The 15,947-nt window shown below is 45.1% G+C and carries 14 protein-coding genes and 1 rRNA gene; 13 read left to right on the forward strand and 2 right to left on the reverse strand.

The window, feature by feature from the left end:
* Positions 1-132 precede the first annotated feature (132 nt).
* From rrf to HF888_RS02865, 9 genes are all read left to right on the forward strand, one after another.
* Positions 133-248, forward strand: a 5S ribosomal RNA gene (gene rrf, locus HF888_RS02825).
* A 663-nt stretch (positions 249-911) separates the two neighbouring features.
* Complete coding sequence (locus HF888_RS02830) at positions 912-2,015, forward strand: hypothetical protein (protein ID WP_007016511.1); 1,104 nt, start codon at positions 912-914, stop codon at positions 2,013-2,015.
* Positions 2,005-2,610 (forward strand): hypothetical protein, encoded by a 606-nt coding sequence (locus HF888_RS02835; protein WP_007016510.1) that lies wholly within the window; start codon positions 2,005-2,007, stop codon positions 2,608-2,610. The genes HF888_RS02830 and HF888_RS02835 overlap by 11 nt, the downstream gene beginning before the upstream one ends.
* Positions 2,610-5,171 (forward strand): DUF6160 family protein, encoded by a 2,562-nt coding sequence (locus tag HF888_RS02840; RefSeq protein ID WP_007016509.1) that lies wholly within the window; start codon positions 2,610-2,612, stop codon positions 5,169-5,171. The genes HF888_RS02835 and HF888_RS02840 overlap by 1 nt, the downstream gene beginning before the upstream one ends.
* Positions 5,172-5,318: 147 nt before the next feature.
* A complete protein-coding gene (locus HF888_RS02845; RefSeq protein WP_007016508.1) occupies positions 5,319-6,854 on the forward strand; it encodes a 2-isopropylmalate synthase in 1,536 nt (511 codons plus the stop codon).
* Positions 6,854-7,660 (forward strand): hypothetical protein, encoded by an 807-nt coding sequence (locus tag HF888_RS02850; protein ID WP_007016507.1) that lies wholly within the window; start codon positions 6,854-6,856, stop codon positions 7,658-7,660. Before HF888_RS02845 ends, HF888_RS02850 begins: the two co-directional genes overlap by 1 nt.
* 17 nt (positions 7,661-7,677) lie before the next feature.
* Positions 7,678-8,118, forward strand: a complete 441-nt coding sequence (rimI, locus tag HF888_RS02855) for a ribosomal protein S18-alanine N-acetyltransferase (RefSeq protein WP_007016506.1) — start codon at positions 7,678-7,680, stop codon at positions 8,116-8,118.
* A 31-nt stretch (positions 8,119-8,149) separates the two neighbouring features.
* Positions 8,150-8,818 (forward strand): energy-coupling factor ABC transporter permease, encoded by a 669-nt coding sequence (locus HF888_RS02860; RefSeq protein ID WP_007016505.1) that lies wholly within the window; start codon positions 8,150-8,152, stop codon positions 8,816-8,818.
* A gap of 62 nt (positions 8,819-8,880) precedes the next feature.
* Positions 8,881-9,594: a glutamine amidotransferase-related protein gene (locus HF888_RS02865; RefSeq protein WP_007016504.1), complete on the forward strand. Its 714-nt coding sequence runs from the start codon at positions 8,881-8,883 to the stop codon at positions 9,592-9,594.
* 14 nt (positions 9,595-9,608) lie between these two features.
* Here the strand turns inward: HF888_RS02865 and HF888_RS02870 are convergent, their stop codons facing one another.
* Positions 9,609-10,130 (reverse strand): response regulator transcription factor, encoded by a 522-nt coding sequence (locus HF888_RS02870; protein WP_007016503.1) that lies wholly within the window; start codon positions 10,128-10,130, stop codon positions 9,609-9,611.
* The gene (locus HF888_RS02875) at positions 10,127-11,374 is read right to left on the reverse strand and encodes an ATP-binding protein (protein ID WP_007016502.1); all 1,248 of its coding nucleotides are present in this window, start codon (positions 11,372-11,374) and stop codon (positions 10,127-10,129) included. Before HF888_RS02875 ends, HF888_RS02870 begins: the two co-directional genes overlap by 4 nt.
* Before the next feature lie 166 nt (positions 11,375-11,540).
* On the opposite strand from HF888_RS02875, the gene HF888_RS02880 reads away from it, so the two are divergent.
* From HF888_RS02880 to HF888_RS02895, 4 genes are all read left to right on the forward strand, one after another.
* Positions 11,541-12,881 carry a Na+/H+ antiporter NhaC family protein gene (locus tag HF888_RS02880; protein WP_007016501.1) on the forward strand — a complete coding sequence of 447 codons (1,341 nt, stop codon included), beginning with the start codon at positions 11,541-11,543 and terminating at the stop codon, positions 12,879-12,881.
* 96 nt (positions 12,882-12,977) lie between these two features.
* A complete protein-coding gene (gene prfC / locus HF888_RS02885) occupies positions 12,978-14,558 on the forward strand; it encodes a peptide chain release factor 3 (protein WP_007016500.1) in 1,581 nt (526 codons plus the stop codon).
* 82 nt (positions 14,559-14,640) lie between these two features.
* On the forward strand, positions 14,641-14,952 hold the full coding sequence (locus HF888_RS02890; protein ID WP_007016499.1) for a hypothetical protein: 312 nt from the start codon (positions 14,641-14,643) through the stop codon (positions 14,950-14,952).
* 81 nt (positions 14,953-15,033) lie between these two features.
* Entirely contained in the window at positions 15,034-15,795 is a 762-nt protein-coding gene (locus HF888_RS02895) for a DsbC family protein (protein ID WP_007016498.1), read from the forward strand.
* The last annotated feature ends 152 nt before the right edge of the window (positions 15,796-15,947 follow it).

A 15,947-nucleotide genomic window follows, 5' to 3' on the forward strand; every position in this document is an offset into this window, starting at 1 on the left:
ATTTGAAAACGCTGAAAAGCAAAGTAGAGAAAATTGTCCAACCGATTTTGTGTAGGTTGTAGTAACCGGTAACGTCGTTCCTTGGCATCCATGCCACCACGACATACCGTACATCCTGTACATACCAGTTTGCTTGACGACATTAGAGCTGTGGAACCACCTGAACCCATTCCGAACTCAGAAGTGAAACGCAGCATCGCCGATGGTAGTGTGGGGCTTCCCCATGTGAGAGTAGGTCATCGTCAAGCTTCTAACAGTAAAATCCCCAATCGTTAGTTCGATTGGGGATTTTTTTTGCTTTAAATTTAATGACACATAGTTTGGTTGCCAAAAGTCCATTCCGATTGGGGATTATAGTGTTTGAATACGCTGATTCTCTCTTCCGTCCTGTCACATGTGACAAGCCCTGTTCCGCAGGAACGGGTTTGGGGCGCGAAGCGTCACGAAGTGAGACAAGGCGAAGTCTTGGACCCATAGTAGGTCATCGTCTTAAGCACTTTAATCATCGGCTTCCACCATCCCCAACTCATGCGCGAACGACGTGAATACATCCTTGTAGGCCTCACCTCGGCATCCATGCCTCGGAACGCAGTAAAATCAAATGCTCTCGGTGCCTAAACCCGTCATACCCGTCTTGATCGGGCATCCATTGTTCGGCTTAACATCAATTGGATGGATTCTCAGTCAAGCTGAGAATGACGATCTTGCTCACCACTCATAACTAAGCATTCACAACTCAACAGTCAACACTCACAACTTTCTTGTACTCCCGTCTCTAACAACCTTCTATCCCTGGCTCTTATATCGATACGATATGGAAAATGCTGTGTAATCGAGGAACTTGTCCTACCAAATAGCTTCAAAAAACAGTATTCTGTGCCCAAGGCTAAAAAAATAATAACGAGGCCGTTTTGCTACGAATCTTGTGCTCCCTCGCAATTCTAATTGCGTGGCATTCAAATACATGTGCTGAACTGCAAGACCTTACCGAATCTGAATTGTCAGAGGTGTCCGGTGAGGGGGTTGGTTATATCTACGAAGATTTCCAATTTAATGCCCAAGACCCCAATCCGATTGATGATACCGATGGCTATAGATTCAAAATTACTGGTATCGAAGATACAAATAATGACCCAGTAGACGTTTCGTTTTCGCAGATCTATATCGCTGGTGCAGGCAGCAATCGCGGTGCTAACTTAGACGGTAACTATGTCAATATTGGCCGCCTTAACAATCCTTTCGAAATCGACATGCTGGATGGCAATAATCTGGGCGGAGGCGGCTACACTGACAAGGCGGTTTTATCCATTGCCGCGCCAAAACATATTGATGTAAGCCAAGGCTATGACTGTACTGATGCAACTGCCGTACAGGGCAGTGGTACATGTGCGAGCCGTCCTGAAGGTCAACCCTCAGCAGGTTATCAGGGTGAGCGAATGGATATCGGTTTACAAATCAATACTAACTTCGCTACCAGCTCTGATATTAATATTAACTTATATGCGGAGTCAGCTCATTTTGATGGCAGTTATTTCCGTGTATGGGGCGGTGATGCTGACGTAGATGGAAACTCTACTGTAGAAAGCACCATGATGATGGAAGCTCGTCTTAATTTTTATGCCGATAAGCTTATTTTGAACAGTTGCGATTTAGATGGCAACAATTGCGGCACAGACGTGGTGATGGACCAGTTACGTATGGAATTAGCCATAGGTGATGCTAAGTACTATCAACCTGCCACATTTGATGTGAATAGTGACGGCAATTTTACTTTCATGATACATGCTGTTCCTAGTCCAGCTGCTAATCCTGATGCTCCTGGAACAATTGGTGCTAATGGTTTGAGAACGTCTAGCAATACGGCTACTTGGGATTGGTATCAGGATTATTATACCAATGGTGCAAAGACGAATATCAGCGTTGGCGATTTAAGTGTCGGCGGTACAAGCTTCGGCTCTTCTCGTATTCAAGGTTTACAAATTCAATACTTGGAGGTCACCAGTCATGACATTTAATCGACTTCCAATTCTTACCATATTTGTAGCGAGTGCTAATTCTTTTGCACTCGAACCCATGACAGATGAAGCCATGACGCAAGTCACTGGACAAAATGGTGTCTATTTGTCAGGTGATATTACCTTTAATGAATTAGGCGGCCCGCTTACATCTACGGATCCTAATAATATCGATCCCGACGGAGCTGGTCCGCTCATTGCCGTTTGGGGTTCTTGTGCACAAAAGGCAGCTGGAGAAGTAGAGCGTTGCGGCGCACGCTTGTCGGCTAAAACCAATGCGACAGAGGGCTATTACGTATTGGATGAGATGCGTGGAAAGTTATCGTTCGAAGGCCTTACCCTAAAAGCCCGTGAGATTGATCAATCAACCGATGACTTTGGTGGTGATGAAGTTGCGTTCGATGGCAAAACCGTTTTAGAGATTGGCTTACCTAACAATATTCGCTTTGAAGATTTCAGCTATAACCTTGCCACCAGTAATACCGCTCGACCTACAGATGCGGGTCACCAGCAGCGAGATCTTTATGGTGTGGAAATCAATGGCAACATTGAAATGCATGGCAATCTTCTGCTTTTTCCCACGGGGACGCCATAATGTTTGAGTGGAAACGGAATCTACTTTCTATCGCAATCACCTTGCCTTTTGCCTCAGCATCCCAAGCTGAACTTCAAATGCTGGGTGATGAATCTCTAGAAGCTGTTACAGGTCAGACAGGTCTAACAGTTGAACTGCATAAGCAAATCGAAGTAAGCGAAGTGGTTTATTCCGATAAAGATTCCGATACTGTTGGCGGTATTTTGGAAATGAAAGATATCGTTATTGGTAACCCTGCCGATGTGAATAATCAGCAAGCCATATCCGTGCATCAATATGATGTGGATGGGACCGATGGCTTAGTTATAAAAAGTACCTTTCAGCCGACGCGTTTACAAATCGGTTCCATTTCTGTTGGTGACCATCGCGGTAGTGTATTGGACAGTTATGCGACTCGAAAAAGTTTGGGCACGTTCATGTACGATTGGACTGGCACATCGGAAATGCGAATTCGCGGTAAAGATGCGGGTGATTCAGGTTTCATCATTAACTCCACAACCAACATTACTGATTCGGATTTTCGTTGGGTGACCAACGGCAATACTATGTTGGTTGATGGCATGCAGGTGGGTAGTACTATAACAGACATGACTATTGATGTACTTGATAACGGTACTGAGGCGTATCTCGCTTTAGCTATTCCAAGTATGCAATATAACTTTACGCTGAGCGGTTTATGCTTCGCTGAATCCGAAAATTGCGGTACGAACTCTTTGGGCACTGTGCAAAGTAATATGGCCTATAAAAATAGCTATGTACACATCTTTGGTGGTGGTCGTGAAGGTCGTGGTATTGGTGTGGATGCCTATTTTGAAATCGATGAGGCCGTTAGCAATAGCTGGTCTTATACGGATGAAGCGACACTGACCATGGCCAACATGACAGGTTATTCATCGTTAAATGGCTTTACGTTTGATATTGGTCAAGATGAAGCACAGATCGGTGACCATATTGCGCTGCAGTTTGATCGTTTAGAAGGTAATTTTCGTGCTGCCACATTGGAGATAGGTGCAGGTAATGCTATTGGTGAATTCCAAGTTATCTATGATTTTCAAGATGGTGTGCATGATTCGGTAATTTATCAGAACCAGCTTAAAGTAGCGCCTGGTATTGCTTGGGCAGGTCAGAGTTTTGCCGATTTAACCACTGAGGGCTTTACCGAATTAGAAACATTTTATAGTAATGTAGACCAATATGCCGACGGTATAAGTATTTACAACGAGTGGAATCTTACAGCGGATATTATTTATACCGATCGAGATAATGGTAATGACCCTAGTGCCCTGTTACCGGGTAAAATTGTCGTTAGTAATTTTCAGAGCCATGGTTCGGGATACGCGTCTTTCGATATTCGGCAAGGCAACTCCATTACCGGGAATGGTGATACTTATTTAGCCGTTGGTATACGTAACTACCAAGGAAGTTATTCGATTGACGGTTTGCGTGTGGGTGATGAAAATGCGCAATTGCAGGGCGGCACAGAATTGTTGCTTCCACTCGGTATATATCCTGCTTATGAATTTACAATGAACGCTGCAGTAGAAGTGCGGACTGGAGGCCAAACTGGTTCTGGAGTGAGGTTCGATGGTGATGTATTGATTACCGATGGTACTTTTGCTTATAGCACCAATATTCTGAATGAAGGCCAAGTGGACGAGAGAGTTGTTGGTATTTGGGCCGACGATGTGCGCTATGAATACCATTTCCGTGAGTACACTCTGGATGTTGGTGAAGATTTAGCTGGAGCCTTCCCTGGCGATGCCATTCGTTTACGTCAAGGTGAACGCATAAGTGATCTAGATATTGGTAATTTACGCTGGGGCGATAAAAACACCGGTGATAGTTTAGGCCGGATTCGTGTACAAAAATATCAACAAGACTCGCAATTAGTTATTCAGGCTGGTGGAGCTGGTGTGGATAGCGCTGGCAATCCTATTGGTGCTACTTGTATCGGTGGTTCGGGTGCGGATTCCGTGGCATGTGAAAACAATGGTGGTCAGTGGTTAGATCGTGGAACAGACGGTTTGACCGTCAGTTTAAAACAAAACTGGATGAACCAAGATGCCACAGACCTAAGCAAAGTGAACCGAATCACCTGGGAAAATAATCGCACAACGGACGGTAGTGGTAATCCTGTGAATGATACAGGCACGCAATTTATTTTGGATAATATTCGCACCAGTGATGGTTATAATTTGACCGAAAATGATTTTGGTATGCAGCTAAGCTTGGCTGTGGATGTGGCACCTACCCGCGTAATTAAGAAAGAAGATGGACCTGATGAAAATGGTATTTCCGGTACAAGGGGCCAAGAGAAAGTTGTCACGGGTACTGGGCCTACAGATTATGTGTATAAGGATATTGCAACGTTAACAGCAACAGACAAAGCCAACCGCCCATTGGGTTTTGCTGTTCAGGGTCAATTACAATTTAAAGAGTTGGATATTGAATCCATTCAATTAAAGCATCCCAACGTAGCTCAACCGCAAACGGTGATACATGAGCTAAAAATGCAAAATTTCAACGTTACTTCAAACCTAACAGCTACTCCAATTAACTGATCATTACAACGTGTTACCCTCATGTTAACTGAGGGTAAACATGGAAATTTCCGACGACTCCCGTTATAGTTCAACTATTATTCATACCTTATTTGTTCAAACCTTGAGATTTCATAAAGTAGGTTTGATTGCGCTTCAGGAGAGTACATGAGCGAACTAATCATCTTTGATACCACTATGCGTGATGGCGAGCAAAGCCCAGGCGCTTCTATGACTCTGGATGAGAAGGTACGTATCGGTAAAGCCCTGGAAAAGATGCGTGTAGACGTCATTGAAGCCGGCTTCGCCGCTGCCAGTATCGGCGATTTTGAATCCATTGCGGCTGTGGCTAAAGCGGTCAAAGAATCGACTATCTGTTCTCTTGCGCGGGCCGTTGATAATGATATTGATCGCGCAGCAGAAGCGCTTAAGCAGGCTGAACGAGCTCGAATCCATACGTTTATTGCTACCAGCCCGATTCATATGGAGCATAAGCTTCGTATGTCTCCAGACCAAGTGGTAGAGCGTGCAGTCTATGCAGTGAAACGCGCCCGCAGTCATGTGGCGGATGTAGAGTTTTCATGTGAAGATGCTGGTCGCAGTGACATGGATTTCTTGTGTCGTGTGATTGAAGCCGCTATCGATGCAGGTGCTAGCACCATCAATATTCCTGATACCGTGGGTTATGCGATCCCTGAAGAGTTTGGTTATAAAATCAAAACCTTGTTAGAGCGCATTCCCAATGCTGATAAAGCGATTTTTTCTGTGCATTGTCACAATGATCTTGGTTTGGCTGTAGCTAATTCTCTGGCCGCCGTGAGCAATGGTGCTCGTCAGGTTGAGTGTACCATTAATGGTTTAGGTGAGCGCGCGGGCAACGCGGCTCTAGAAGAAATCGTCATGGGTGTGAAAACACGTCCTGATTTGTTTGACGTGCAAACCAATATTGATCCTCAATTTATTGTGCCTACGTCGCGCATGGTCTCCACCATTACCGGTTTCCCGGTACAGCCCAATAAGGCCATTGTGGGCGCGAATGCGTTTGCACACGAATCAGGCATTCACCAAGATGGTGTATTAAAGCATCGCGAAACCTACGAAATCATGAAAGCGGAAGATGTGGGTTGGGGCGCCAACCGTATGGTAATGGGCAAGCACTCAGGTCGTGCGGCTTTCCGTTCTCGATTAGAAGAGCTGGGTGTGACGTTTGAATCAGATCAAGATCTGAATAAAGCGTTCGCTCAATTCAAAGAGTTAGCTGATAAAAAGCATGAAATTTTCGATGAAGATTTGCAGGCATTGGTAAGCGCCGCTCGTAATATGGACGATAAATATCAGTTGGTCACTTTGGAAGCGCATAGCCAAACAGGTGAATCACCTACTGCTAAATTGACCATTACTGTGGATGGCAAAGAGGTGAAGACATCTGCGCAAGGCAGTGGTCCTGTGGATGCTACGTTTAAAGCGATCGAAGAAGTGGTTAAAAGCAATACTACCGTTCAGTTGTACAGTGTGAACGCGATTACCAGTGGCACAGACAGTCAAGGTGAAGTGACGGTTCGTTTAGAAAAGGCCGGTCGTATCGTGAATGGTTTGGGCAGTGATACGGATATTGTGATTGCCTCGGCTAAAGCCTATATCAATGCGCTGAATTTACTGGAAAGCAAAACCGAACGTGCGCATCCGCAGTCTGAAGGCGTGTAATGAGTGCGAATGCTGGATATGATCAAGCTCAGCTGTTGTATTTAAAGCAGCTGGGTATTGATGTTTGGGTGCCAAGAGATGCCTTAGTCGACTCAAATACGGCTGATGATGTCGAGCAATCTCAAGCTTCGGTTGAATACAACCAAGCTGTTCATGCTCAAGCGGAAACACGCCCGTCGCAAGAGACGCCAAGCGCTCAAACGAATCCAGTTGTGCAGGCCAATTCGAGTTCGCTATCCAACCAGCCAGAAACTTCGCAGCATGCACTTGCTAAACCGGTGGTAGATACACAAAGTTCTGCACCGCAAATCAATGTTACAAGTGCTCCAGCGTTTCCGCTCGCCAATCCTATTGCGGAATCCTCATCGACCAACATTCCACCGGCTTCGCAAGAATCGGTTCCCGAGTTTACGCTTAACTATTGGTGTTATCGAAGCGGCCTTTGGGTAGTTACTGCTGAAGCGAATTTAACGCCCCAGCATCACGCTTTTGTGCATAACGTAGCGCAGGCTTTGCAAGGTATGAAAAGCAAACCCAAGCATGTGGGGATGTTCGTTTGGCCAATGCTAGACGCACCTAATGTGGACCAAGGGGAATCGGTAGCGAAGCGCTATTTAGCAGAACACTTTGAGCAGTTAAAAGCGTTTGTAGAGCCTAAGCATCTATTATGTTTCGCTGGCAGTGATCAATGGCTAACAGAATTGCCTAGCACAGGCATTGACGGTACTTTAGCAGAAACCATGTCTTCAATTGATAGCAAGCGCGCATTATGGCAAACCATTCAGCCTCTCAGCTCATTTTTTTAAGTGGTAGGATGCGGTAATTGATCACCATTCGCAGCATGGAAATAAACGACATTGATGTCGTCATTAACATCGAGCATCAAGGTTATAGTTTTCCTTGGTCTCGCTCCCTATTTGAACAAGCGATTCATTCCAATAAATACGCTGCAGTGATTGAGTACAAAAATAAGATCTGTGGTTATGCTGTGCTCTCTTATGTCGTTGGCGAGGCAGAACTACTCAATATCTGTGTGGACCCGAAAGAACGTGGCCAAGGACTTGCTCAGACTCTTCTTAAGCACTTGATGGATGAAGCAAAGAAAGCGGAAAATCATGAAATGTTTTTAGAGGTTCGTCCCAGCAATGACGCCGCGATACATATTTATCAAAAGCATGGTTTCAACGAAATAGGTCGCCGCAAAGACTATTATCCGACTAAGGGCGGAAGAGAGGACGCTCTTCTTATGGCGGCAGTGCTCTAGTCATTCATTTCACTTCATTGTAGGAGGGCATGTGAGTATTGAACCTGGCTTATTGCCAGATTGGTTTTTATGGACCCTGCTGCTGTTAACCATGCCATTTGTCGTTTGGGTTCTCACGCGCATCAATTGGGTTGCCCTACAGCAACGACCTTTCTTACAGCATATCTTCTATATCGCTTGTATTAGTCTCGCGGTTTTATGGAGTATTCGCGCCGGCCTGAGTAGTGGCTTGGGTATTCACTTCATGGGCTTAACGGCGGCCACGCTGTTAATGGGTTGGCCTTTGGCTATGCTAGCAGGCCTATTGTCTTTGATGTTGGTTGGCTTTATGGGTTTAGAGTCTTATGCCGCGTTTGGGGTCAATTATGTCTTTAATGTCGTGCTTCCGGTTGCTTCTTCATGGTGGATATTACAATGGGTTCAGCGGACCCTACCTGCTAATCCGTTTGTTTATATCTTTTTGTGCGGCTTCTTCAATGGCGCAATTGCCATTTTGCTCGTAGCACTATCGACCAGTCTTATGTTGGGTGGATTAGAAATTTACTCATGGCAGCAGGTTTACCAAGAATATCTCATGTATCTACCTTTGATGCTTTTTCCAGAGGCATTTGTAAACGGTATGGTGGTGGCTGGGATCATGGGAACAAAGCCAGAGTTGTTGAGCTCATTTGATGTTGATAAGTACTTTAGTGATGATTAGGCTGGATTTGGTTAGTTATTTTGAACTAGAATGATCAATATATTTTACACGAGGTCAGCGCAATGAAAATCGGTATCCTTGCGACGGGCACAACCCCAGATGAATTGATTGCTCAATACGACTCCTACGCCAATATGTTTGTTCAGCTCTTTGGCAAAGCGGGTTATGACTTTGATTTTACTACGTTTGATGTTCGTGATGATGTCTTCCCTGAGACATTACAGGGGTTTGATGCGTGGATTATCACAGGTTCTAAGTTCAATGTTGAGGATAACACCCCATGGATGATTAGATTGAAGCAGGTCATTCGCGATTTATACGATCAGCATGTTCCGATTCTCGGAATTTGTTTTGGCCACCAAATTGTGGCTGATGCCTTTGATGGCCAAGTGAGTCAAAATCCAAATGGTTGGGGAGTGGGCTTGCATTCTTATCAATTAGACCGCCACCCAAAGGGCGTGCCTGCCGAAACTCAATCTTTTACGATCAGTGCAATGCATCGCTATCAAGTGACTAAAAAGCCGAGTAATGCAGAAGTTTTTGCCAGCTCTGAGTTCTGTCCGTTTGCAGGGTTGGTCTATGACGATCGCATTTTGACGTTCCAAGCTCACCCGGAGTTTATGCTGGAATATGAAAAAGAATTAGTGGCTTTGCGCAAAGGCGAGGTTATTCCAGAAGAAGAAGCGAATGCCGGCTTAGCGACTTGTAATAAACACGGGGCGAAAACGGACTCTGTTGAACTGGCACATTGGATGGCACGTTTTATTCAAAAATAGATTAGAAGTGCCCTTTATTCTTTCACAGGGCGCTTTTGCAGTTTGCGTTGTAGAGTACGCCTGTGCATGCCCAGCTCGCGAGCGGTAACACTAATGTTGCCTTGGTTTTTATGCAGGACTTGCTGAATGTGCTCCCATTCTAAACGTCTCGGGTTAGTCGGAGTTTCTTTTATGTCTGCAGGTCCTGCTTCTTCCGCAAAAGCGCCCAATATTTGTTCGATATCTACAGGTTTACAGAGATACTGAATAGCGCCTTTTTTCACCGCATCTACTGCTGTGGCAATACTGGCATAGGCAGTGAGCATAACGATCTTGCAGCTTGGGTGCATTTGTTTCATTGTCTCGATCAGGTCTAGCGTCGAGCCATGTTCTAACTTCAAATCTAAACACACGTGTTGCGGTATGTGTGTTTCGAACAACTCCATTGCTTGAGTAGCCTCTTGCGCGGTTACAACCGAATAGCCACGTCGCGTCAGGGCTCTCGCAAGCACATCAAGTAGAGTAGGATCATCATCTACAATTAGAAAATCAGTCATGAAGTTTGATCCCAAGGTAATGTTACTTGTGTTTCCACTCCCAAATTCTCTCTCTGTTTGAATTGCAACTTTCCACCTGATTGCAAGATGCTATGGCGGCTTAAAATCAATCCAATACCAAGCCCCTGATTACTAGGACCTTTAGGTGCGAGCATGAGATTATCGCTAATCAGTTGTGCATTCCCTTGACCCTGATCATAAATACTTAATTGCCAACCACTGCTATGGAACGTGACCTGAAGTTCAATCGCCTTAGCTGGATTCGCCAATGCGGCATTTTGTAACAAGTTTACGATAGCTTGTGCGATGACTGGTGGGTATTGCACCTGTTTCTCACAGCGAGTCATCGGTTTGAGCCATGTGTATTTTCCATTGGGAAATAGAAGTAACCACTGTTGAAGAGTTTGCTCAATAAATTCAACAATGTTTTCAGCACCACGATCATTGCTTTCGTGCTGTTGTGTTAGGCTTTGCAATTTGCTTTTGCAGAGCTGAATTTGCTCTTTAATAAGTGCTAAATCTTGTCGGCTTTCAGCGCTTAAATCGGTTTCCCATTTTATTAACTCGTTAATCGTAATTTGTATGCTCGTTAATGGCGTACCTATTTCATGGGCTGTGCTGGCTGCTTGATTCGCCAGCATCATAATATGTTCCTGTTGCATGAGCTGTTCGCGATAGCCCGCGTTTTGTTGAGTTTGATGAAATAATTCCAAAGCCATGTCGACAACAAAATAGGCAATGAAGATAGCACTGATACTAAAGGTCAACCACATTCCAGTAATATGAAGGCTCAGTCCCATATGGTGCAGTTGCAAATCAAGTGATAGTAGTGGCTGATAAAAGAACAGTAGAACGCCGTATAAAGTAATAGCCAAAAGACATAGCATCCATGTGATCAGCCACCCTAAAGTCGCTGCACTTATCACGATAGGAACGAGAAGATAACTAATAAATGGGTTATTGGCTCCACCACTAAAATAGATGAGACCAGCTACAAGGAAGACATCGGCAAACAATGAGGCCGACATTTCCAAGCGTTCAGGTATAGGAGATGGCCGACGTCCATGAAGGTAATTAACGCAACCCAGCACAAGCAATAACAAGAGACAGAGATAAATTGTAATTTGTTGTTGCCAAGGGCTCGATTCAATACCTATAAGAGCATATCCCGCAGCGGCGGCGGCTACCATAATGAGTCGCAGCTTCGCTAAACGCCTGAGATTGTGCTTAACCGCTTCATTCATTGGGAAGTTTCTCTATGGTGGATCTATACTAAGCACTTAATTGTATACATTTTGTTAAACGATTAGCTAGATGTACCCTAAACCAATATTCTTGGTCGATTGATCAAGTTTGCTTAGGCTATAATCCGCAGCCTTTCATAAATCACGAATCTAAGATAGGAGCGTTATGCGCGCACAATCTCCATGGGCACTTACTCCCATGCTGTTATTCATGGCGTTATTCATTGGTAGCGGACTTTATTATCAAGCCCAAGGCGTGGAGTATGCGTTTTATAAAATCTCCGCGCCGGTTGCCATATTGCCCGCAATAATACTGTCGTTGTTTTTAGCCAAAGGCACGATTAATAAACGAGTTGAAAATTTTATAAGTGGCTGTGCCAATCACACAATTGTCACCATGTTACTGATTTTCTTATTGGCTGGGGGTTTCGCCAGTGTCGCCAAGTCAATTGGTGGTGTGGACGCTGTGGTGGATTTGGGATTATCTTTGATACCTGCACCATTGGTATTGCCTGGTTTGTTTGTAATGACGGCGTTTATGGCCACAGCCATGGGCACATCGATGGGCAGCATAGCTGCAGTCGCTCCGATTGCTGTAGGTTTGGCAGAAGCCTCGGAATTACCATTGGTCCTGACTGTTGGTACCGTGATGGGTGGTGCTATGTTTGGTGATAATCTCTCGATTATTTCAGACACCACTATTGCAGCGACGCGCACTCAAGGCTGCAACATGCGCGACAAGTTTCGCCTTAACTTTAAAATTGCCATCCCCGCCGCTTTGTTAACCATTATTTGGTTGTTCATCCAAGGGGATGCGGCCAATGTGAATACCGATATTGAACACTCTCCCATTAAAGTGTTGCCTTATCTCTTGGTCTTAGTGCTGGCTGTGCTTGGATTGAACGTCATTGTAGTGCTACTTACAGGTATCGTGTTAGCTGGCTTTATTGGCCTGTGGCAGCTAGATGCTTATACAGTTTCTCAGTGGTCCGCTGATATATATAAAGGCTACAGTAACATGCAAGAGATTTTAATCTTGTCACTATTGATTGGTGGATTAGGTGCCATGATGAAGTCTCAAGGTGGATTAACATGGCTGGCGGCTCAGTTTGACCGATTAAGCCGACAAAGCGGTTCACCTAAAAGTCATAGACGCATTGGCGAAGGCATCATTGCTGTCGCCGTTGCTTTAGTCAATATGTGTACGGCTAATAACACCGTAGCGATACTCATCAGCGGTAGCTTGGCTAAGGATATTGCTGAGCGCTATGGCGTCGACCCAAAACGCAGTGCCAGTATCATGGATATGAGCTCTTGTATTGTGCAAGGGATTATTCCATACGGTGCGCAAATGCTGCTAGCAGCGTCTTTGGCTGGTTTGTCTCCACTGTCGCTAATTACTGCCGTGACTTACTGTTGGTTCTTATTGTTGGCCATGGTGGTCTCGATCGCTTTAGGTTGGCCAAAAGGTTTTCGTGATAGTTTCGCGTCGAGCAGTGCCTCGTAAGTTGGCCAGAAGCTCGCTATAATGCGCGCAATTTGAACACTTGCTGCTGCATGTCAGGAACATGCAGCAGCGATGACCAACAGTTTGAGATTCCCTATGAGTAAGCATCAGAGCGAAGTGGCCAAGCGCCGCACATTCGCGATTATCTCGCACCCAGATGCGGGTAAAACCACCATCACCGAAAAGGTATTGTTATTCGGGAACGCGTTACAACAGGCGGGTACCGTAAAAGGTAAAAAATCCGGACAACACGCCAAATCTGACTGGATGCAGATGGAAAAAGATCGTGGAATCTCTGTTACGACCTCGGTCATGCAGTTTCCGTACAATGAATGCTTGGTTAATCTGCTCGATACTCCTGGGCACGAAGACTTCTCCGAAGATACCTATCGTACACTCACTGCGGTTGACTCATGTTTGATGGTAATTGATGCTGCTAAAGGGGTAGAGGAACGCACGATCAAATTGATGGAAGTTACGCGACTGCGTGATACTCCTATTATCACTTTTATGAACAAATTGGATCGTGATACTCGTGATCCAATTGAGTTGATGGACGAAGTGGAAGATGTATTGAAGATTGCTTGTGCACCTATCACGTGGCCCATCGGCATGGGTAAAGAGTTTAAAGGTGTTTACAACCTCTATGATGATGAGGTTATTTTATATAGCACAGGCCAAGGTCATACCATTCAAGAACGTCGGACTATACAAGGTTTAGATAGCCCAGAACTTGATAAAGAACTTGGTGCTTACGCCGATGATTTTCGTGATGAGATTGAACTGGTGCGTGGCGCTAGTCACGAGTTTGATTTAGAAATGTTCCTCGCAGGTGAATTGACGCCAGTTTATTTTGGTACTGCCTTGGGTAATTTCGGTGTGGACCATATGCTGGATGGTTTAACGGCATGGGCACCTGCACCTCAAGCTCGTGAAACCCACGATCGTAAAGTAGAGCCAATGGAAGAGAAATTCTCAGGCTTTGTTTTTAAGATACAGGCTAATATGGATCCACAGCACCGAGACCGGATTGCGTTTCTACGTATCGTATCGGGTAAATACCAGAAAGGCATGAAGTCAAAACATGTGCGCATTGGTAAAGAAGTGCGGTTTAGCGATGCCCTAACATTTATGGCTGGTGATCGTGAAGCGGTGGAAGAAGCCAGCGCTGGAGACATCATTGGTTTGCATAACCATGGCTCGATCCAAATCGGTGATACATTTACTCAAGGTGAAGATCTTAAGTTCACCGGGATCCCGCATTTTGCTCCTGAACTCTTTAAACGTATTCGTTTAAAAGATCCTTTAAAGCAAAAGCAGTTATTGAAGGGCATTATTCAGCTCTCGGAAGAAGGGGCCGTGCAGGTCTTTCGGCCATTAAAAAATAACGACTTGATTGTTGGCGCGGTTGGTCCGCTTCAGTTTGATGTGGTTGCTCAGCGCTTAAAAGATGAATACAAGGTAGAAGCCATATACGAACCGATCAGCGTAGCGACTGCGCGATGGGTAGACAGTGATGACAAGCAAAAAATGGCGGAATTTGAGAAAAAAGCGTATGACAACCTTGCGCTAGATGGTGGTGATAATCTCACTTACATCGCGCCCACGATGGTTAACTTGTCGCTGGCCCAAGAGCGCTATCCTGATGTGAATTTCCGTTCAACCCGAGAACATTAGCGTTATTTCACTCATAATTGGCTTGCCCCAGGCCAATTCTGTATTAGGCTTAAAACAAAGCCATAATACAAAAAGGTCTGGGATGATTCTCTATTTACTCTTCAGCTTAGCGGTGACAGTTGGCCTCTGCTTTTTGGCATTCAAGTATTTTTCAGCGCAGATTTATCAACATAAATTGAAATTGGACGATGGCAGGGGTTATTACCTAATTGTAATGATCGTTGTCGCCTTCTTCTGTTCTGCTGCAGCTTATTACATGGGGGCAGTATTAGGCTTTGATCAGACCCCTCAACAACAAAAGCAGTTGACCGCGGCCATTCTTCTCAACGCTGTTATTGCCTTGCTCGCACTTACATTTGGTCTTATCCGCTTTCGCCAAGGTGAACGCTACTAGTCGTGGTAAGAACTTGAAGGTCTGGAACTCATCAGGTGTTTAATGTTCTAATGCTTCATCGATCAAATTTAGAGATGTGTAATGTTTCAATCAATCAAATCCATGGCGCTGATCGCCACTTCTCTTCTTGTAGCCGTGCAAGTTCAAGGCGAAGAAAAAACTGTCGAGCAAGTGATTAGCGAGTCTATCAGTGCAGCCCAACCTAACTTAATTGTTCAAAAAGCTACCCAAGTGGGTGATCAGGGTCTATACGAGGTGGAATTGACCTCTGGTGACGTCCTATACGCCACCCCAGACGGCGAATACTTTGTTTACGGTAGTTTATTTCATGCCAACGAAGATGGTTTAGAAAACCTAACTGCCAAGCGTCAAGATGAAAAACGTCAGGAGTTATTGGCTGGACTAGACGCTAAAGAACTTGTGGTTTTCCCCAGTGAAGATGAAGAAAAAGCCCAAATTACCGTCTTTACTGATGTCGATTGTGGCTATTGCCGTAAATTGCACCGTGAAGTTCCAAAGCTAAACGAAATGGGCGTCACGGTCCGTTATTTGGCATATCCTCGCGCAGGGGTCTATGCCAACCGCTCACAAACAGAATTTACTGGTTCCTATAAGAAGCTGAAGAGTGTTTGGTGTGACGATGATCGCCAAGCGGCTATGACCAAGGCCAAAGCCACTGGCTTTATTAAAGAAAACCTCGATTGTAAAGCGCCAATCGAAGCTCATTTGGCTTTGGGTCAGCAATTTGGAGTCCGTGGTACGCCTGCGATCATGCTGGAAAGTGGTGAAATGCTGCCTGGCTACATGCCTGCAGAACAATTGGCAGAAAAACTTGGACTGTAACCTCTCGCTCGACCGCCTTCTCTGAGGAAGGCGGTTGCTATTGCGCTTCAACCTCTACCCCCAAGTTTCCTTGTCTATATCACGATTTTTTCCGTAAGCCACTGCCTGTAGCGTGGCTATTGTGGTATATTTTCCCACCAAATTTTTACACC

Origin of the sequence: Bermanella marisrubri, from assembly GCF_012295615.1 — a bacterium.
Classification (GTDB): domain Bacteria; phylum Pseudomonadota; class Gammaproteobacteria; order Pseudomonadales; family Oceanobacteraceae; genus Bermanella; species Bermanella marisrubri.

Excerpts from the sequence above, each read along its gene's own strand:
- HF888_RS02835 (WP_007016510.1), top strand. The coding sequence starts at position 2,005 with ATGACATTTAATCGACTTCCAATTCTTACCATATTTGTAGCGAGTGCT.
- HF888_RS02840 (WP_007016509.1), top strand. The coding sequence starts at position 2,610 with ATGTTTGAGTGGAAACGGAATCTACTTTCTATCGCAATCACCTTGCCT.
- HF888_RS02845 (WP_007016508.1), top strand. The coding sequence starts at position 5,319 with ATGAGCGAACTAATCATCTTTGATACCACTATGCGTGATGGCGAGCAA.
- HF888_RS02850 (WP_007016507.1), top strand. The coding sequence starts at position 6,854 with ATGAGTGCGAATGCTGGATATGATCAAGCTCAGCTGTTGTATTTAAAG.
- HF888_RS02865 (WP_007016504.1), top strand. The coding sequence starts at position 8,881 with ATGAAAATCGGTATCCTTGCGACGGGCACAACCCCAGATGAATTGATT.
- HF888_RS02870 (WP_007016503.1), bottom strand. The coding sequence starts at position 10,130 with ATGACTGATTTTCTAATTGTAGATGATGATCCTACTCTACTTGATGTG.
- HF888_RS02875 (WP_007016502.1), bottom strand. The coding sequence starts at position 11,374 with ATGAATGAAGCGGTTAAGCACAATCTCAGGCGTTTAGCGAAGCTGCGA.
- HF888_RS02880 (WP_007016501.1), top strand. The coding sequence starts at position 11,541 with ATGCGCGCACAATCTCCATGGGCACTTACTCCCATGCTGTTATTCATG.
- prfC (WP_007016500.1), top strand. The coding sequence starts at position 12,978 with ATGAGTAAGCATCAGAGCGAAGTGGCCAAGCGCCGCACATTCGCGATT.
- HF888_RS02890 (WP_007016499.1), top strand. The coding sequence starts at position 14,641 with ATGATTCTCTATTTACTCTTCAGCTTAGCGGTGACAGTTGGCCTCTGC.
- HF888_RS02895 (WP_007016498.1), top strand. The coding sequence starts at position 15,034 with ATGTTTCAATCAATCAAATCCATGGCGCTGATCGCCACTTCTCTTCTT.